General features: G+C 39.9%; 15 protein-coding genes and 1 tRNA gene. 4 read left to right on the top strand and 12 right to left on the bottom strand.

Going from position 1 to position 16,285, the window contains the following annotated elements:
* Positions 1-6: 6 nt before the first annotated feature.
* Positions 7-1,041 carry an NAD(P)H-dependent flavin oxidoreductase gene (locus PUND_RS03175; protein ID WP_010390886.1) on the bottom strand — a complete coding sequence of 345 codons (1,035 nt, stop codon included), beginning with the start codon at positions 1,039-1,041 and terminating at the stop codon, positions 7-9.
* 201 nt (positions 1,042-1,242) lie between these two features.
* Here PUND_RS03175 and PUND_RS03170 point away from each other — a divergent pair, with 201 nt between their 5' ends.
* A complete protein-coding gene (locus PUND_RS03170; RefSeq protein ID WP_010390884.1) occupies positions 1,243-2,619 on the top strand; it encodes an NAD-dependent succinate-semialdehyde dehydrogenase in 1,377 nt (458 codons plus the stop codon).
* Between the two features lie 113 nt (positions 2,620-2,732).
* On the opposite strand, the gene PUND_RS03165 is transcribed toward PUND_RS03170, so the two are convergent.
* From PUND_RS03165 to PUND_RS03150, 4 genes are all read right to left on the bottom strand, one after another.
* Complete coding sequence (locus tag PUND_RS03165; RefSeq protein WP_010390883.1) at positions 2,733-3,269, bottom strand: DUF924 family protein; 537 nt, start codon at positions 3,267-3,269, stop codon at positions 2,733-2,735.
* An 89-nt stretch (positions 3,270-3,358) separates the two neighbouring features.
* A complete protein-coding gene (locus PUND_RS03160) occupies positions 3,359-4,438 on the bottom strand; it encodes an endonuclease/exonuclease/phosphatase family protein (protein ID WP_010390882.1) in 1,080 nt (359 codons plus the stop codon).
* Between the two features lie 9 nt (positions 4,439-4,447).
* Positions 4,448-4,819: a hypothetical protein gene (locus PUND_RS03155; RefSeq protein ID WP_010390881.1), complete on the bottom strand. Its 372-nt coding sequence runs from the start codon at positions 4,817-4,819 to the stop codon at positions 4,448-4,450.
* A 73-nt stretch (positions 4,820-4,892) separates the two neighbouring features.
* On the bottom strand, positions 4,893-5,141 hold the full coding sequence (locus tag PUND_RS03150; RefSeq protein WP_041708743.1) for a TIGR03643 family protein: 249 nt from the start codon (positions 5,139-5,141) through the stop codon (positions 4,893-4,895).
* A gap of 143 nt (positions 5,142-5,284) precedes the next feature.
* Here PUND_RS03150 and PUND_RS03145 point away from each other — a divergent pair, with 143 nt between their 5' ends.
* Both PUND_RS03145 and PUND_RS03140 read left to right on the top strand, forming a co-directional pair.
* Complete coding sequence (locus PUND_RS03145) at positions 5,285-5,941, top strand: YoaK family protein (RefSeq protein WP_010390879.1); 657 nt, start codon at positions 5,285-5,287, stop codon at positions 5,939-5,941.
* Between the two features lie 56 nt (positions 5,942-5,997).
* Positions 5,998-8,067 (top strand): TonB-dependent receptor, encoded by a 2,070-nt coding sequence (locus PUND_RS03140; protein WP_010390877.1) that lies wholly within the window; start codon positions 5,998-6,000, stop codon positions 8,065-8,067.
* A 56-nt stretch (positions 8,068-8,123) separates the two neighbouring features.
* Here the strand turns inward: PUND_RS03140 and PUND_RS03135 are convergent, their stop codons facing one another.
* The 5 genes from PUND_RS03135 to PUND_RS03115 all read right to left on the bottom strand — a co-directional run bounded on the left by PUND_RS03135 (position 8,124) and on the right by PUND_RS03115 (position 13,232).
* The gene (locus tag PUND_RS03135; RefSeq protein WP_008114296.1) at positions 8,124-9,263 is read right to left on the bottom strand and encodes a Na/Pi symporter; all 1,140 of its coding nucleotides are present in this window, start codon (positions 9,261-9,263) and stop codon (positions 8,124-8,126) included.
* A 397-nt stretch (positions 9,264-9,660) separates the two neighbouring features.
* Positions 9,661-10,923 carry a tyrosine--tRNA ligase gene (gene tyrS, locus PUND_RS03130; RefSeq protein ID WP_010390875.1) on the bottom strand — a complete coding sequence of 421 codons (1,263 nt, stop codon included), beginning with the start codon at positions 10,921-10,923 and terminating at the stop codon, positions 9,661-9,663.
* An 84-nt stretch (positions 10,924-11,007) separates the two neighbouring features.
* Entirely contained in the window at positions 11,008-11,814 is an 807-nt protein-coding gene (locus tag PUND_RS03125) for a LuxR C-terminal-related transcriptional regulator (RefSeq protein ID WP_010390873.1), read from the bottom strand.
* A 24-nt stretch (positions 11,815-11,838) separates the two neighbouring features.
* On the bottom strand, positions 11,839-12,828 hold the full coding sequence (locus PUND_RS03120) for a fatty acid desaturase (RefSeq protein WP_010390871.1): 990 nt from the start codon (positions 12,826-12,828) through the stop codon (positions 11,839-11,841).
* Positions 12,829-13,147: 319 nt separating this feature from the next.
* A tRNA-Leu gene (locus tag PUND_RS03115) sits at positions 13,148-13,232 on the bottom strand.
* 271 nt (positions 13,233-13,503) lie between these two features.
* Here PUND_RS03115 and PUND_RS03110 point away from each other — a divergent pair.
* Positions 13,504-14,004, top strand: coding sequence for an RDD family protein (locus tag PUND_RS03110; RefSeq protein ID WP_010390869.1), 501 nt, complete (start codon positions 13,504-13,506; stop codon positions 14,002-14,004).
* Between the two features lie 91 nt (positions 14,005-14,095).
* Here PUND_RS03110 and lptG read toward each other — a convergent pair whose 3' ends face one another.
* Both lptG and lptF read right to left on the bottom strand, forming a co-directional pair.
* A complete protein-coding gene (gene lptG / locus PUND_RS03105; protein ID WP_010390868.1) occupies positions 14,096-15,163 on the bottom strand; it encodes an LPS export ABC transporter permease LptG in 1,068 nt (355 codons plus the stop codon).
* Positions 15,160-16,272 (bottom strand): LPS export ABC transporter permease LptF, encoded by a 1,113-nt coding sequence (gene lptF / locus PUND_RS03100; RefSeq protein ID WP_036933683.1) that lies wholly within the window; start codon positions 16,270-16,272, stop codon positions 15,160-15,162. Before lptF ends, lptG begins: the two co-directional genes overlap by 4 nt.
* Positions 16,273-16,285 lie beyond the last annotated feature (13 nt).

Raw genomic sequence — 16,285 nt, 5'->3', positions numbered from 1 at the left:
TAAAAATTACCATTTTTTCATTAAAGCATGTGTAATATCAGCCGCTGATACACCCACCCTAGGAATATATTTTTGGCCACACCATAAAGGTGAAAAATCACTTTTAGCACTTTTTTCAGCTAGAGTTCTTAAGGCTGTTATTGCACTGCTGGCATGTGGAAACGCAGGAACGCCCTTTGGTATAGCACCTAGCTCTTGCATTACTCGATTTTTAATACCCCGAGCAGCTCTACCAGAAAACAATGTAGTCAGTGTAGTCTCGTCTTGTTGTTGATCTAAAATAGCCTGTTGATGCAAAGCTGATGTTGTTGCCTCCTTACATAGTAAATAAGCGCTCCCTACTTGTACAGCACTCGCTCCTAACGCTTTAAACCGCTGTACATCATCGGCTGAAGCAATGCCACCAGCAGCAATAATAGGCAGTGATATATGCTCAACACAACGTTTAATTAACTGCTCAGTAGTTTGTTGTAAGCTTAAATCCATTGATAAAAAGTGCCCTCGATGGCCACCAGCTTCTATACCCTGAGCAATAATCCCATCAGCGCCATTTTCACTAAGCCAAATAGCTTCATCTAAAGTGGTAGCCGTTGAAATTACTTTAGTGCCCCAGCTTTTTATTTGCGCCACAATAGCTTGCTTAGGTAAACCAAAATGAAAACTAACTACTGCTGGCCTATAGGGGGCAATAATATCAACAACCGATTGATTTATAGGTTGACGGGAAGCCCCTGCAGTTAAACTTTGCGGGTTAATTTTATACTCTGCAAAATAAGGTGCCAGCATATTATGCCATAGCTGCTTTTGTTCGTTCGTGTAATCAGCAACCCTATGACAAAAAAAGTTAAGATTAAAAGGTTTCGTTGTTTTTTGGCTAAGTACTTCTAGCTGCTCAATTAATTGTGCTGGTGATAACATGGCGCAAGGCAAAGAGCCTAACCCTCCAGCCTCACTCACAGCAAGAGCAAGTTGCTCATTTTGAACACCCGCCATAGGTGCCTGAATTATCGGTAAAGCGGTATTAAACAATGATGGCTTCATTTGAACTCTCCCTGTAACTTTTTCAACAACTTGCACTATTTACAGAACCATAGCAAAAACAACAAGCAAACAACATCTAGATTTTAGTCATAAGTAATGTAAAAAACCATTACTAACAGATAGTTATGACTTTTTAATATCTAGAAACTAACTGGCTTTGGTTTTGCACCTATCCTATTACATAATTTGTTAGGAGGTAAAATGAGTAACACAGTTGATACGATCAATCCCGCAACCGAGCAAGTCATTAATAGCTATACGCTGCTTTCTCAAGCTCAAGCAGAACAAGTGATCGAAAAATCTCATGAAACATACTTAAAATGGCGATTAACCTCGTTTACCGAGCGCGCACAACATCTAAATAAATTAGCCTCTTTATTTGAAAGCCAAAAAGAAGCCTTAGCAAAACTAATGACCGAAGAAATGGGTAAAGTCTATGAGCAAGGCTTCCAAGAAGTTCAGCTTTGTGCTGACATTTGTCGTTATACCGCTGAGCATGGCGCCGATATGCTTAGCGACGAGGAGCGCGACATGCAAGGAGGTCGTGCAATCATAAGCTATCGCCCTACCGGTGTGCTGCTGGGTATTCAGCCATGGAACTTCCCACTTTATCAAGTTATTAGATACAGTGCCGCAAACATTATGGCGGGTAATACCACGGTATTAAAACACGCCGGTAATGTATTTGGTATGGCTGAAAAAATTGAAACATTATTTCTACAAGCAGGCTTTCCTGAACACTGCTTTAGCAACTTACTGGTTGATGGTAAAACTGCCAGCGCCCTTATTTCACACTCAGCGATTAGTGGCGTAACCTTTACTGGAAGTGATGGCACAGGTAAAAAAGTGGCAGAGCAAGCTGCTAAGCATGTTAAAAAAACCGTGCTAGAACTGGGTAGTAACGATGCTTTTGTTGTACTTGACGACGCTGATTTAGCCCTTGCAGTTAAAGCATGTTTACAAGGACGCATTATCAACAACGGCCAAACCTGTGTTGCAGCCAAGCGCTTTGTGGTGGTTGATTCACTCTACAATGACTTTAAAGAAGCACTAAGCCAGCAGTTTAAGGCGGTAAAAATGGGCGATCCAATGGATGAAGATACTGAACTGGGTCCTATGGCACGCGAAGATTTACGCGACAAAATTCATCAGCAAGTGCAAGACTCTGTCAATGCGGGTGCAAAAGTAATTGTAGGTGGCGAAATACCGCAACAAACAGGTTATTACTATCCACCAACTGTGCTCGAAAACCTTACACCAGGTATGCCTGCGTATGACGATGAGCTATTTGGTCCTGTCGCATCTTTAATTAAAGCCAAAGATAACGACGACGCTATGCGTATCGCTAATGATTCGCGCTATGGACTAGGCGGCGGTATATTTTCAAAAGATGAGAAAAAAGCCATTGAACTGGCCAAAAAGTATTTTGACACCGGCATGATCAATATTAATGGCTATGGTTTGGCACAACCAAACCTACCATTTGGTGGTGTTAAAGACAGCGGTTATGGCCGAGAGCACGGCGGCTTTGGGATTCGCGAATTTGTGAATGTTAAAAGCATTATGATTCACAGCTAGTATCAGGTATCAGGTATCAGGTATCAGGTATCAGGTATCAGGTATCAGGTATCAGGTTAGTAAAATTAAATACCGCGCTTGTAGCAAGCGCGGTGTTTTTTTGTCTAATAAATTTAAAAACCTGAGTTAGGCTGTTTTAGAAACTCAAGCTCTTCTTTTGTAGAGTCCCGTCCTAGTATTTTATTACGATGCGGATAACGATTAAATCTATCAATAATCGCCTTATGCTGATACTCAAAATCTAAGTTATTTTTAATACCTAACGCTTTATATAACTTCACTGCTTCCTTATGAATTAGCTTTGATTCGCTGTGCATAAAAGGCATATACAAAAATACGCGTTGCTCATCCGTCAATTCCTTATCAAACCCTTTGGCAATAGCTGCTTGCGCTAACGCTAGAGCTAATACATCACAGGCAAATGCTGCGGGCTTTTCACGGTAAATATTACGTGAGAACTGATCAAGCACAATAATTTCAGCAAGACTACCTAGCGCACTTTCACGCCACCCAAATAACTCACTTACACTTGCTTGATGATGTAATTCACCAAAACGAGTTTTAATTTGTGCATCAAGCCCATCGTCTTTTTGCCACCACTGTTTAGGATCAAGCTCATTAAACCAAAAGTCGATGATTTTATTAAACATAATGAATCTCTTTGTTAATTAACGCTAAACCAAATAGTTTGCTACAAAAAACTTCGTCTAAAACCTTTAACCTAATATCTGTACTATACCTAGCTCTTTTCAAACATAGGTACTTTGCGTTTATCTGCTTTGTTCATTGCCAGCTCTTGTATATCTTGCTGCTTTTGCTCGCTTGGTTTTGTTTCAAGGGATTGCTGATTAGCATCTTCAAATACCAATTCGGTTAATAAGGCAAAGTGATCCGAGCCATATTTAGCAAGGCGCTTTATCCGTTTTACACTAAAGCCTTTTGAATGAAACAAATGATCAAGCGGCCAACGCATAAAAAAGTAATTAGCGTGAAAAGTATTAAAAAAACCACGGCCTTTACGGGGGTCTAAAAAGCCACTAATTTGCATAAATAAACGAGTACTGCGTGACCAAGCAACATCATTTAAATCGCCAGCGACTATCGTAGGGCGAGCTGAATCTTTAAGAGCTTTAGCCACCATTATTAATTCGCTATCGCGCGGGCGTGATGAATCTTCTTCGGTTGGGCTTGGTGGCGCGGGATGAATAAAATGCCCCTGCATTTTTAACCCTTGGTGGTTTTCAAATAAAATATGAATAGAAGGAATGTCATCTTCTATAAGTGCACAAATTTGTGCATCGAGTATGTTAAATTTACTAAATACATGCATGCCGTAGCGGTTATCTTTTGGGCACTGTATTTGATAAGGGTAGTTTTTTTTAAGCACGGACAATTTATCTTGCCACCAACTATCGCTTTCTAAGGTGATAAGTAAATCGGGCTGATATTTATCGACTAAGTTAATTAACTGCTCACTATGTCGATTCGACATCAGTACATTAGCGGATAAAATTCTGATGCTATGCTCACTACTTTTTGGCGCTGTTAATACTTCTTTTTTAGCAAACCAAGTGTAGGGATAAATCCACTTAGCTTGAAGCGCTAAAATAACTAAAGCGACAGTGACTAATAACGGATATGTAATATAGTCGCTTTGCCACATACCTATCAGAGCCGCTATAACGATAGCGCTTGCTAGGTAGCACACCTGCAAGCGCACAAAGTCGCAACTACGTATCAAGTAATGCTGACTGTATGACAGGGGTAATAACGTTATTAATAACAACAAGCCAGTAACTATGACCAATACAGTGAGCATTTATAAATCCTAATAGCGCTGTAAAATAGAGAGTATTTCACGAGTGTCGTGCACTAAGTGAATAATAGTGCGATCAACTTCAACTCGCACTGTGTCTCTTTCTCGGTCTATTACTCTAGCACGCTTATAAATGTCATGCCCAAGGATATCACCTTGATGATAAGATCTGTGCCACCCTGGTGGAGTCCACCCTTGACGAATTAACTGCTTGGCTTGTTTCTTAGAAAGCCATTTTTTATTATTGTATTGGTTATATTTTTGCTTTTTCCAGTGATGCTTGTTTGCGTGTTTATTCGCATGTTTGTCTTTATGTGGTACAGCAAATGCGTTTGTTGCCGTTAGCGCAAAAACCATTACTAAAATACTGATTAGTGATTTCATGGCGATTCTCCAGTGTGATCATTACTGAAGAGTATTAACGGCTAAGCCTGAACATTACATGAAATGAGAAAAATTAACGTTGCTTGTACTGTGTTTTACAATGACTGCGCATAATCGCGGGGTCGCGTAACTTTAGGTGTTTAGTTTTACGCCCAGCATGGCGCTTACGCCATACTTTAAATGACCCGCTAGAGATATGCTCCCGCATAAAATTAACTAATTGAGAGTAATTTAGCCCATACAGATTTTCAATGGCTTCAAATGGCGTTCTGTCTTCCCATGCCATTTCTATAATGCGTGATTGCTGTTCTTGGTTAAACATATTAATTCCAAATTTGGTTGATACGCAAAAGTTAAATTTAGCGATCATCACTTGCTTGTGATGTTAAAAATATAGCCTCTTTTCATTTATTAACTTTAATTAAGTGTATGATTAATCTACACACTGAAACCGGAGCTAAAAGGATGTTTACAAAACTACCTAAGTGGGTCGAATATGGTGCGTTTACCCTCGCTTTTATTGCCGGTATGGTAAACGCAGTAGGTTTATTAGGGTTTGAACAGCAAGCAATTTCTCACGTTTCAGGGTCGGTGACTTCATTAGCTATTGAACTTACTACCAACATCAAGGCAGCGTTATTTTTAATTGCGATTGTACTGAGTTTTATATTTGGCTCGGCATTAACAGGCTTAATGCTTTCAGGCGGTTCACTTAAGCTAGGCCGCCATTACGATACGCTCTTATTTATTGAGGGTATTTTACTGCTGTTAAGCGCACAGCTACTTCAATATTCTTACCCTTACGCACTTACACTCGCTTCTGCAGCCTGCGGCTTACAAAATGCTTTAGCCACTAACTACAGCGGCGCAGTTGTGCGAACCACTCACTTAACCGGTATTTTTACCGATCTGGGTTTGATGTTTGGTAAAGCCCTAAAAGGAGAAGCTTTTGACAATAGAAAATGCTTGGTCTTTGTATTAATTATTGCCGGTTTTTTAGCCGGCGGAGTGGTGGGTGTATTACTATTTAAACATTACTCAGTGCTCACTTTAGTTTTTCCGGGCATTTTTTGTATTGTTTTATCGATTACTTATCGGGTTTATAGGTTGAGTGTGCTTTAACCAATTCACAAAATCCCCTACCCTAAACTTATCAAATTGCCGATGTGCTGGAATTTATGAAATATTACTATTTACCCCCGTTATTGTTATGCAGTCAGTTAGGTTTAATTAATAGTGCGTGTGCTGAAGATACCGCGCAATCAATTGAACGTATCACCACCACAGCATCGCGTAGTGAAGCGCTTTCCACGCCATTACCACTGGTGATCAGTGTATTAAGTGAATCACAGCTTGAGCTTATAGCTCCTACCCATGTAGAGGAAGCGCTACAACGCGTTGCAGGTGCCAATGTCCAACGTGGGAATGGCCAAGAGTATTTACCGGCTCTGCGCTCGCAAGTACTTTCTGGAACGGGCGCTTGTGGTGGTGTTTTAACCGCAGAAGATGGCATAGCTCTTCGTGCAGCTGGTTTTTGTAATATCAATGAACTATTCGAAGCGCATAGCGAAATGGCAGAGCGCATTGAAGTATTAAAAGGCCCAGGTTCTGCACTTTATGGTTCTAATGCAGTGCATGGTGTAATTAACGTTATTACCCCTGATACTACGCAAGGTGGTGGTTTACTTGGCTTTGATTATGGCTCTTATGATTATGCTCGCTATAAATTACGTGCAGGCCATGCCATGGATAATTCAGGCCTAGGTATTAATGCTAGTTTTACTGATGATAGCGGTTATCGAGATGATGAAAGCGTAAAGCAACAAAAAATAAATGTGCGCCATCGCTATAATAATGACAACTTAAGCTTAGTTTCTGGGCTTACGTATACTAATTTAGATCAACAAACTGCTGGTTATATTAGCGGTTTTCAAAGCTATAAAGATGAAGATATAGCACAGCAAAACTTTGATCCCGACGCCTTTAGAAAAGCTCGCTCGTTTAGGGCTTGGAGTAAAGCAAGCTGGCAATTAGGAGAGAACACTCTAGTTGTTACTCCTTATATTCGTGACCAAAGTATGGACTTTTTTAAACACTTTTTACCCGGCACACCACTTGAAAAAAATAGCCAAACTGGGTTTGGTCTACAATCGCTTTATCAGCATTATGTGAACGACAATACCAACTTAAAGCTTGGTTTTGATGGTGAGTTTACCCAAGCCGATTTTTTACAAACCCAAGATAAACCGACTCAAGGTTCTGCGTTTTTAGTGGCCACAGTGCCGCAAGGTAAACATTACGATTACCAAGTCGATGCCACCTTATATGCCCCATTTGCCGCTATTGATTGGCAGCTAAATAATTGGCTTATAACTGCAGGTCTACGTTATGAGCATATGCAATATAACTATCAAAACAATATGCTTACAGGGCGTACGAAAGAAGATGGCAGTAAATGTGGTTTTGGTGGCTGTCGTTATAGTCGCCCCGAGAGCACTAAAAACAGCTTTAGTAATCTTTCGCCAAAACTCGGTGTGAGCTATCAGCTTAATATTAACAATACACTATACGCTAACTTTTCAAGAGGCTATAGAGCCCCACAAGCAGCTGAGCTTTATCAATTACAACGCGAGCAAAGTACTGCCGACTTAGATGCAGAAATAGCAAATAATGCTGAGTTAGGTATCAAAGGGGTGTACAACAATACTCGCTACGGTTTGTCGGCTTATGCGATGAGCAAGCACAATACCATCTACCGCGACAGTGATTTTTTTACTGTTAATGACGGCCAAACTCGACATCGCGGCATTGAGCTTGAGTTAGCGCATAGCTTTAATCAGCACTTATCGGTTAATTTCGCAGGCACTTATGCCAAGCATACGTATTCGAATGAGCAAATCATTGGCAGTATTAATATTAAAGGGAACGATATTGATACCGCACCTCGAAAAGTTGCTAATATCGATTTTAATTGGCAAGCCAACGAGAGTATTAGCCTTGCGCTGCAATGGCACTATGTGAGTCGCTACTTTACCGACCCTGAAAACTTACATGAATATCAAGGGCACGATATTTTAAGCTTGCGCGGCCAGTGGCAAATTAGCCCACAATTATTACTCAGCGCGCGAATAATAAATCTAACCAACACGGCTTACGCACAGCGCGCAGATTACACTAGTTTTACTGGCGATCGTTACTTCCCAGGAAAACCGCGTAATGCCATGCTGTCTGTAAGTTACCAATGGTAAAACAAAAAATGCGCTATATAAGCTATATAGCGCATTCTTTTTATTCATTTATTTGCTTATCTAACGGCCAGTACAATTAGACCTGGCACCACAAAGAACGACCCTAACACATAGCCTAATGCAGCTGATTTATTCTTTGTACCAATTTCGGCTAGCTTTTCGGCTAACTTAAGCGGAATTTCACGTAGTACAGGAATTCCGTAAATTAGTGCAACCGCAAATACATTAAACATAACGTGTACTAAAGCAATCGTTAGCGCCACTTCAGCCATAGGCCCTGTAATTGATGTGGCGGCTAATAAAGCGGTAATGGTTGTACCAATATTAGCGCCTAGCGTAAATGGATATATTTGACGTGTAGTAAACACACCACTTCCCGCAAGTGGGATCATTAAACTCGTGGTAGTTGATGACGACTGAACCATAACTGTTACCGCCGCACCTGATGTTATACCTGCGATAGGCCCGCGCCCAATTGCACCATGCAGTATATCTTTTGCAGTGCCAACCAATGCTTTTTTAAGTAGTTTACCTAATGTAGTTACGGCAAATAAAATCAAACAAATACCTGCTATAACCATCGCTGCACCTAGCATTTTTGTGTCTAGGAAGCTAAATGCATCTTTTATTACACCCACAGCAGGTTTAACAAGTGGTTTAATAAAGTTGTAGCTCTTTAATGATAAGTCAGCATCACCAATAAATAGATGCGACAAAGCAGCTGACATTTTTTGCAGCAAACCAAACATTATCTCAAGCGGTAAAAATATAATAACGGCAAATAAATTAAAGAAATCATGAACCGTTGATGCTGCAAACGCACGTTGAAACTCTTCTTTAGAGCGAATATGACCAATAGACACTAAGGTGTTAGTAATAGTAGTACCAATATTTGCACCCATCACCATTGGAATAGCAATACTTAACGGTAAACCGCCAGCAACAAGGCCCACTATTACTGAGGTAACCGTTGATGACGATTGCACTAAAGCCGTTGCCAAAGCACCTAATAATAATGCAATAAACGGGTTGGTTGCAAATGCAAAAATTTCTTTCGCTCCCTCGGTACCGCCCGACGCTAATTTAAAACCACCACTGACAGTGCCAACGGCTACCAGGACTAAATAAACTAAAAAGGCGATAGCAGCCCAGTTAAGCGTTTTTATTAATAGCGTATTGCGCTTTGATTCACTCATGTTTAAATCTCAGTTTTTGTCTTACCGATTATGGCATTTTGATGACGTTTTTGTTTCAGAGCGCATTAGAACACCTAAATATTACAGAAATATTTCAATTTGATTAACGTGCTTGAGTGAGTAAAGAGATTAATACAAAGAAACAACTCGTGCGCACAGCGCTATTAAAAACAGATAGCAAAGTTACTTTATTATCAGCCACTTAAAAAAGTTACTTTTTAACTTAGCATTTCACAGTGATTTACAAATGCCTACAAAACACATTAATAACGGCAATTAAATTATTAATTACCGTTATTGTAATGAGAAAAAACAATGAAGACTTTTAAAAAACTTAAGTAGTTTGGATTAAGAATAACCCCTAAAACCACATAAAAAATCACCATTAGAGGGAAATTCAATTGAGTTTAATTAACCTAAATTGTTTTTTACCTCGCTGTATTAACCAAAAACGTTGATGCAATGCCAAATTTAACTGACTATGATCAGCCGAAATTGTTTCACCATTAATTTTTACTGCGTTTGCAGCTATCAGTTCTCTTGCGGCACGCTTAGAGTTTGCTAAACCACTGAGAACCAATAGCGCGGAGGTGGTTATATTAATTTCAGTAAGGGTTATTACTGGTAAGCCATCTTGTTCTAATTGTGCTAAATCATTTAAATTTAAGGTTTGTACTTGTCCATTAAATAACAACTCAGTGATACGCTGCGCACTTGCCAAGCCTTCTTCAGCATGAACAAAACGGGTTAATTGCTCAGCTAAAATGCGCTGTGCTTGAGGCTTTTGGCCGCTTATCTTATCGTTTGCTTCTATGGCCTCAATTTCTTTAACTGATAAAAAAGTATAAAAACGCAAAAAGTTATACACATCAGCATCTTCACAATTTAACCAAAACTGATAAAAGCGATACGGCGAGGTTTTTTTAGGGTCGAGCCAAATAGCACCGCCCTCAGTTTTTCCAAATTTTGTACCATCTGACTTAGTAATAAGTGGCAGTGTTAAACCAAACACTGTTTGCTGGTTTAAACGGCGGGTTAAATCAATTCCACTGACAATATTACCCCACTGATCGTTACCGCCTATCTGCAAAGTACAATTTAACTCACTATTGAGCTTAGCAAAGTCATACGACTGCAATAAGGAGTAACTAAATTCAGTAAACGACAATCCTTGCTCTGGACGTTGCAAACGTTGTTTTACTGATTCACGGTTGATCATGGTATTAATTGAAAAGTGTTTACCTACATCACGAAAAAAGTCTAATACATCAATACAGCTAAACCAGTCAGCGTTATTTTTTATCTGCAGTGGCTTGTTTAAATGCGGACCAAGTACACTTTCAACTTGGTTTGCAAGCGCTGTCACCCATTGTGACACCGTTTGTTTAGTATTTAGGCTACGCTCAGTGGCTTTAAAACTCGGGTCACCAATCAACCCTGTAGCCCCCCCAATTAATGCCACACCTTGATGCCCTGCATCCATAAAACGCTTTAGCATTATTAATGGTACTAAGTGCCCTATGTGTAAGCTACCTGCGGTAGGATCGAAGCCACAGTAAACCACCTGTGGAGTTTTAAGCTTATGGGTTAATTGCTCAATATTACTCACTTGAGAGACTAAACCACGCTGCATAATGTCGCTAAGTAAATGTGCTGTCATCGTATTTCTCAAAATTATCTATAAGAAAAATACTAATTAAACTCAGCGATGTGCACTATATCCCTAAAGGGACATAAACGCGCTTTATTTTGTCAGCATTAAATGGTTTAAAAACAGTCGAAAAAATTCACTCAGTGAAGCAACGTTTAACTGTGCATATATACGTTTACGATGGTTTTTAACTGTACCTAGGGCGATCCCAAGCTGAGAAGCAATATCTGCGGAGTCGCAACCTTGCACAATTAAACAAGCAACCTGATGCTCTCGTTGAGTGAGTTGTTGGTTAGCAAATGACGTGAGGGCATTTTCTATAAGCTGCCCAGTAACTGAACTATTAAATTGATTTAATAGTAATTTTTGGCTACCCCAATGTTGGCTACACAGTGCTTTTATTAAATTAAAATGTGCTATTAATTGCTGCTTTTGCAACGCACTAAAGCGCTGGTTATTGGATAATAAACCAAGGTAAATAACAATCGAGCGACCGTTACCTATATTAGTACAAATACTTAGCTCATCAGTCCAGTCAGTGTGAGTATAAAACTGCTGTTGATATGCCTTAAAGGTCAGTTCATCTTGATAACGAGCTATATCAGCGAGCCGAAATACTCCTTCCTCAGCTTTACTAACCAGTTCAGTATAAAAAGGGTCGTTTACAAACGAGTTAGTAAGGTAGCGCTGAAATAAAAGTTCACGCTGTTTCTCGATAGAATCGAATAAATAAATGGGATGCTTATTTACTCTGCAAGCCAATACAACCGCACAATCAAACTCAACAATAAGGGCAATGTAATTAACCAGCTTTTGCGCAAAACTGGTCCCCTTTATAGCTTGTACACATTGCGCTAACGCATCTTGCTGAGTTAATTGCTGCTGCGAGTCCGACTGCATTATGATGCCATTTTACACTGAGTATTACTGATACAAGTTTGCTTGCTTAATACTGGCAAAATCATTAAAACGCACGCCGTGTTGGCGCATCACTTCAAGGATTTTTTTACTGATCATTTGTCGTAAATAAAACGGCTGATTTGGTACAAAGTGATGGATAGTATGAGTATGCCCAAAGTTAAAACAAAATAAATTAAATGGCATAAACAAACGGCTAGTAATTACGTGAGTTTGTTCAAGCATATTATTCACACCGCCATAATAATGCATACTTGAAGTAACAAAATTAAGTGAGCTCGAACGCACAATATTAGGCACAATCAGCACCACCATTAGAAATTCAAACACATTCATTACATCAAGCAGCAATACAGGTGAATTAGCAGCCAGTGGAGTGAACAAATTAACTAAGTGAAACACAATTACGCTATATAAAATGGCGAAATACGCAGTAGTAATGGGAAAACCTGCATTAAACACTTTAAAGAAGCTAAACCCATTAATTTCTTTACTAAAACGTTTTGCATTAATTAATAAACCGAGTAATCCATCAACAATTACCAAGGCACGTAAAAACGGATTTTTAATACCATTACCTACCAAACGCTCTTCTAAATCTTGCTCAGTACCCGACGTTTTATGATGATGTAAATGCATCTTGCGACGGTACCATGGGCTTATGGTATTAGGACGCATCAGCCACACGGTTAACATCATAAAATTATGCAAAAATGGTTGGTTGCTAAAATACTGTTTGTGGATTAAGTCATGCTCAAGCTCATGGGAAATTGAGGTAGCAATGGCCGCTAAAATAATGCATAGCCAAGCGGGAATAATAGCAAAATAATACAGTGTGCCAATTCCGATTAATGCACTCAAAGAAAGTAATAAAATAGCCATTCCTAAGGTATTTTGATGCATTAATAGCGGGTGTTTTTTACGCAGTAATGCTTCTTCAGCCTTAATCGCTTTTACAATGGCTTGAATATTCTGTTTTGCGGTTAGTTGAGTCATGATGTTTTATTCGCAACAAGAGGTTAAGGTATATAATACCCGAGTCAAAACACATTGCATAACTTAGCACACCCGTATCAATGAAAAATACGATTAAAGTCAGGCCTGTGTTTACTATATAACCTAAGTTCTGGATAAGAAACCTATCTCAAGCAGAGCTTAAGGTTAGGTAAACCAAAACGTTTACAGGCCAAGTTTAGATCAAAACCTACTGCTTATAAAAGTAGCAATGTTGGACACATTTTTTGTAATTAAAATCCGGCAACTCAAATCTTAGGCATAAAAAAACCCCAACCAATTTGGTCGGGGCTATAAAAAGTGGTACCAGCGGCCGGACTTGAACCGGCACGCCTTGCGGCAGGGGATTTTGAATCCCCCATGTATACCAATTTCATCACGCTGGCATCATTTTTCTTTAACCTTCTAAACACGAGAAGATAAAGAAAAACCACTTAAGAGTGAAAGATTATGTACCCTCTTCCATCTCATTGCCTAGCATTATACAAACAATGAGCAAAGCGGCAAGCGTTTTATGTATTAAGCGTGATCGACCGCTTAACATTTAGGCAACCATTAACATTTGAACCAATAGCTGGTTAAGCACGTAGCGTAATAGGTAGTATTTAGCGGCTTATTTGCTAAACTATCGCGCACATTAACAGTGAGAGTATATTTATGTCGGCTGAGTTTCCACGAGCAGGGTTTTGGCGTCGTTTTGCGTCATTGGTGTACGACACATTAGCTATTATCGCTTTTGCGATGCTAACGGTGGTATTGTATTTATTTGCTATCCAAGGACTTATTTCCCTTGATGTTATTGCCCTCAATGGCGCTGAAGATGTATCTGCACGTATTCAAGATTCACTATTACTTTCTGGTATTCGTAGCTCGCTGCTGGTGCTTGTTGGCTTGGTATTTTTTGGTTATTTTTGGACGAAAAGTGGGCAAACAATTGGTATGCGAGCATGGCGCTTAAAAGTACAAACCAACCAAGGAAGTTTAATTAGCTGGCCACAAGCTATTATCCGCAGTATCAGCGCATTCCTTGGTTTAGGAAATTTAGTGGTATTAGTCGACTTTAAAAATAAAAAAGCACTACAAGATTACTTATCAAAAACCGAAGTGGTTACGCTCACCAAAGAAGAAAATAAACGCGTGTATCGCGAACTAGATTAATACTTAATCTAGTGAATTGGTATAAGCTAAAGCATAAAAAAACGCGGCACTTTTAAAAAGGCCGCGTTTTTTATTTAAGCTTTAAGTCTAGCTACACCCGCTTATTCATCAAATAAGCTGCAAACCCAGTAAATAAAATGCTCGGTAGAACGGCGCCTACAATGGCTGGGATTTGATATACCATTACCACAGGGCCAAATATCTCATTAGTTAAGTGAAACACTATCCCCGTTACCACTCCCATGATAATTCGTGCCCCCATAGTTACGGTTCGCAGCGGACCAAATATAAACGATAAGGCAACCAACAACATCACAGCAATAGACACTGGCTGCATTAATTTACGCCATAGTGCTAAATCATAGGTACTTGTATCTTGCTCATTTTGCTGTAAATAAGCTAAATATGACCACAATCCTGAAAATGACAGTGACTCTGGTTTTACTGAAACCACGCCAAGTTTTTCACCGGTCAGCTGAGATGAGTAAAACTCTTCAGTAACTTGCTCCGTGGTAATTAGCTCTTCACTGATCAATACTTTGTTCACATCGCGCAGTAGCCAGCCATTATCACGCCCTACTGCTTCTTTTGCTTTAGTAATTTGTGTAAGTTGCAACGACTTATCAAAGTGGTACATATTTACGCCGCGCAGCATGCCATTTTGGTCAACATCTTCAATATTAATAAAGTTACTGCCATCTTTAGCCCACACGCCTTTTTGTGCATTAAATACATCCCCGCCATGAATAGCTTGGTTACGCATTTCTTTGGCGTGCAGCTGAGCAGCGGGCGCCCCCCACTCACCTAGCACCATTACGCACAGCGCCATAAAAATTGCGGTTTTCATTACCGAGCCAATGATTTGTAAACGCGACATACCCGCGGCTTGCATTACTACCAACTCACTATTAGAAGCTAAAGCGCCTAACCCAGTTAAGCCACCAATAAGTGCTGCCATTGGGAAAAACACCACTAAATCGCCGGGCATACTATAAATGGTATATAGCAAGGCGGTCATAATATCGTAACTACCTCGGCCAACCGATTTAAGTTGCTCTATAAATTTTATTAAAGTACTGATCCCCACCAACACCATTAGTGCAAATCCAGTCGTTTGCATAATGCTACGGCCTAAATACCAATCAAGCGTTTTCATCATATGTGTTGCTCCCGTTTAGTCACGACAGCCTTGAGCCAAACACCTAATGGGCGGCCTTTAATAATTAATAAACTACCTATAAATAATGCACTTAGGTGAATCCACCATAGGCCAATAGAGGGCGGAATTTTCCCATCTTCTACCGCAAACTTAGCCGCGTTGAGTAAAATGAAATACCCTAAATATAAGCTCAAAGCGGGCACTAATTTAGCAAATTTACCTTGGCGTGGATTAACAACGCTCAGGGGTACTGCTAGTAAAGTTAATAATGGGATAGATAACGGAATAGCTAAACGCCATTGCCACTGTGCAATTGCTTCTGGAGTGTTAATAGACATTAACTCACGAGTTGGCACGGCTTCTAACTTACGACGTTGATGTTCTATTTCTTGCTCGCGAATTTGTACGCTGTAACCATCAAACTCAGTCAAGTTAAGTGAAGGCGCTTCGCCGTCAGTTTCATAGCGCTTACCATCAGTGAGCACTAACTGCTGTTCACCATTTTGCGCTTCAATAACAACGCCCTGCTCTGCATAAACTAAACGCGCTAGGTCACTTTTTTCACTATCGGGTAGTTGTGCCACAAAAACTTTGTTGAGCTCTTTGCCGCCATTTTCAATATTATGAATAAACACCACGGCTTTTTCGTTACCGGTTTGTTGAAAACGTCCAGCTCGAAGTGCAGATAAACCAGCATCAGCCTTGGCTTGCTCTTTAAGTTGATATTCTTGTTCGCTTGCCCACGGTGCAATATACAAAGTAAGTACCGCGGCCAACAACGCTAAGATGACACTTGAAATTAGCGTAATACGCACTACATACCACTCACTCACGCCACAGGCTTTAAGTACTGTCATTTCACTGTCGGCGTAAATCCGGCTGTAAGCTAAAATAATTCCTAAAAATAAGCTCAGAGGCAAAATTAACGATGCCAACTGCGGCAATTTAAGCGCAATCATGGCAAACACAAGCTTTGCTGGGATACTACCTTCTGAGGCATCACCAAGAATGACAACAAACTTTTGCGACAAAAATATGGTCATTAAAGTTAAAAATACGGCGACCTGCGATTTTAAAACCTCAGTGGTCAAATAACGGAAAATTAGCAACATTCGCCCCTGT

The organism is Pseudoalteromonas undina (assembly GCF_000238275.3).
GTDB lineage: Bacteria > Pseudomonadota > Gammaproteobacteria > Enterobacterales > Alteromonadaceae > Pseudoalteromonas > Pseudoalteromonas undina.
Note: the sequence above shows the minus strand (reverse complement) of the source record. Positions and strands in the feature narration are given on the sequence as shown.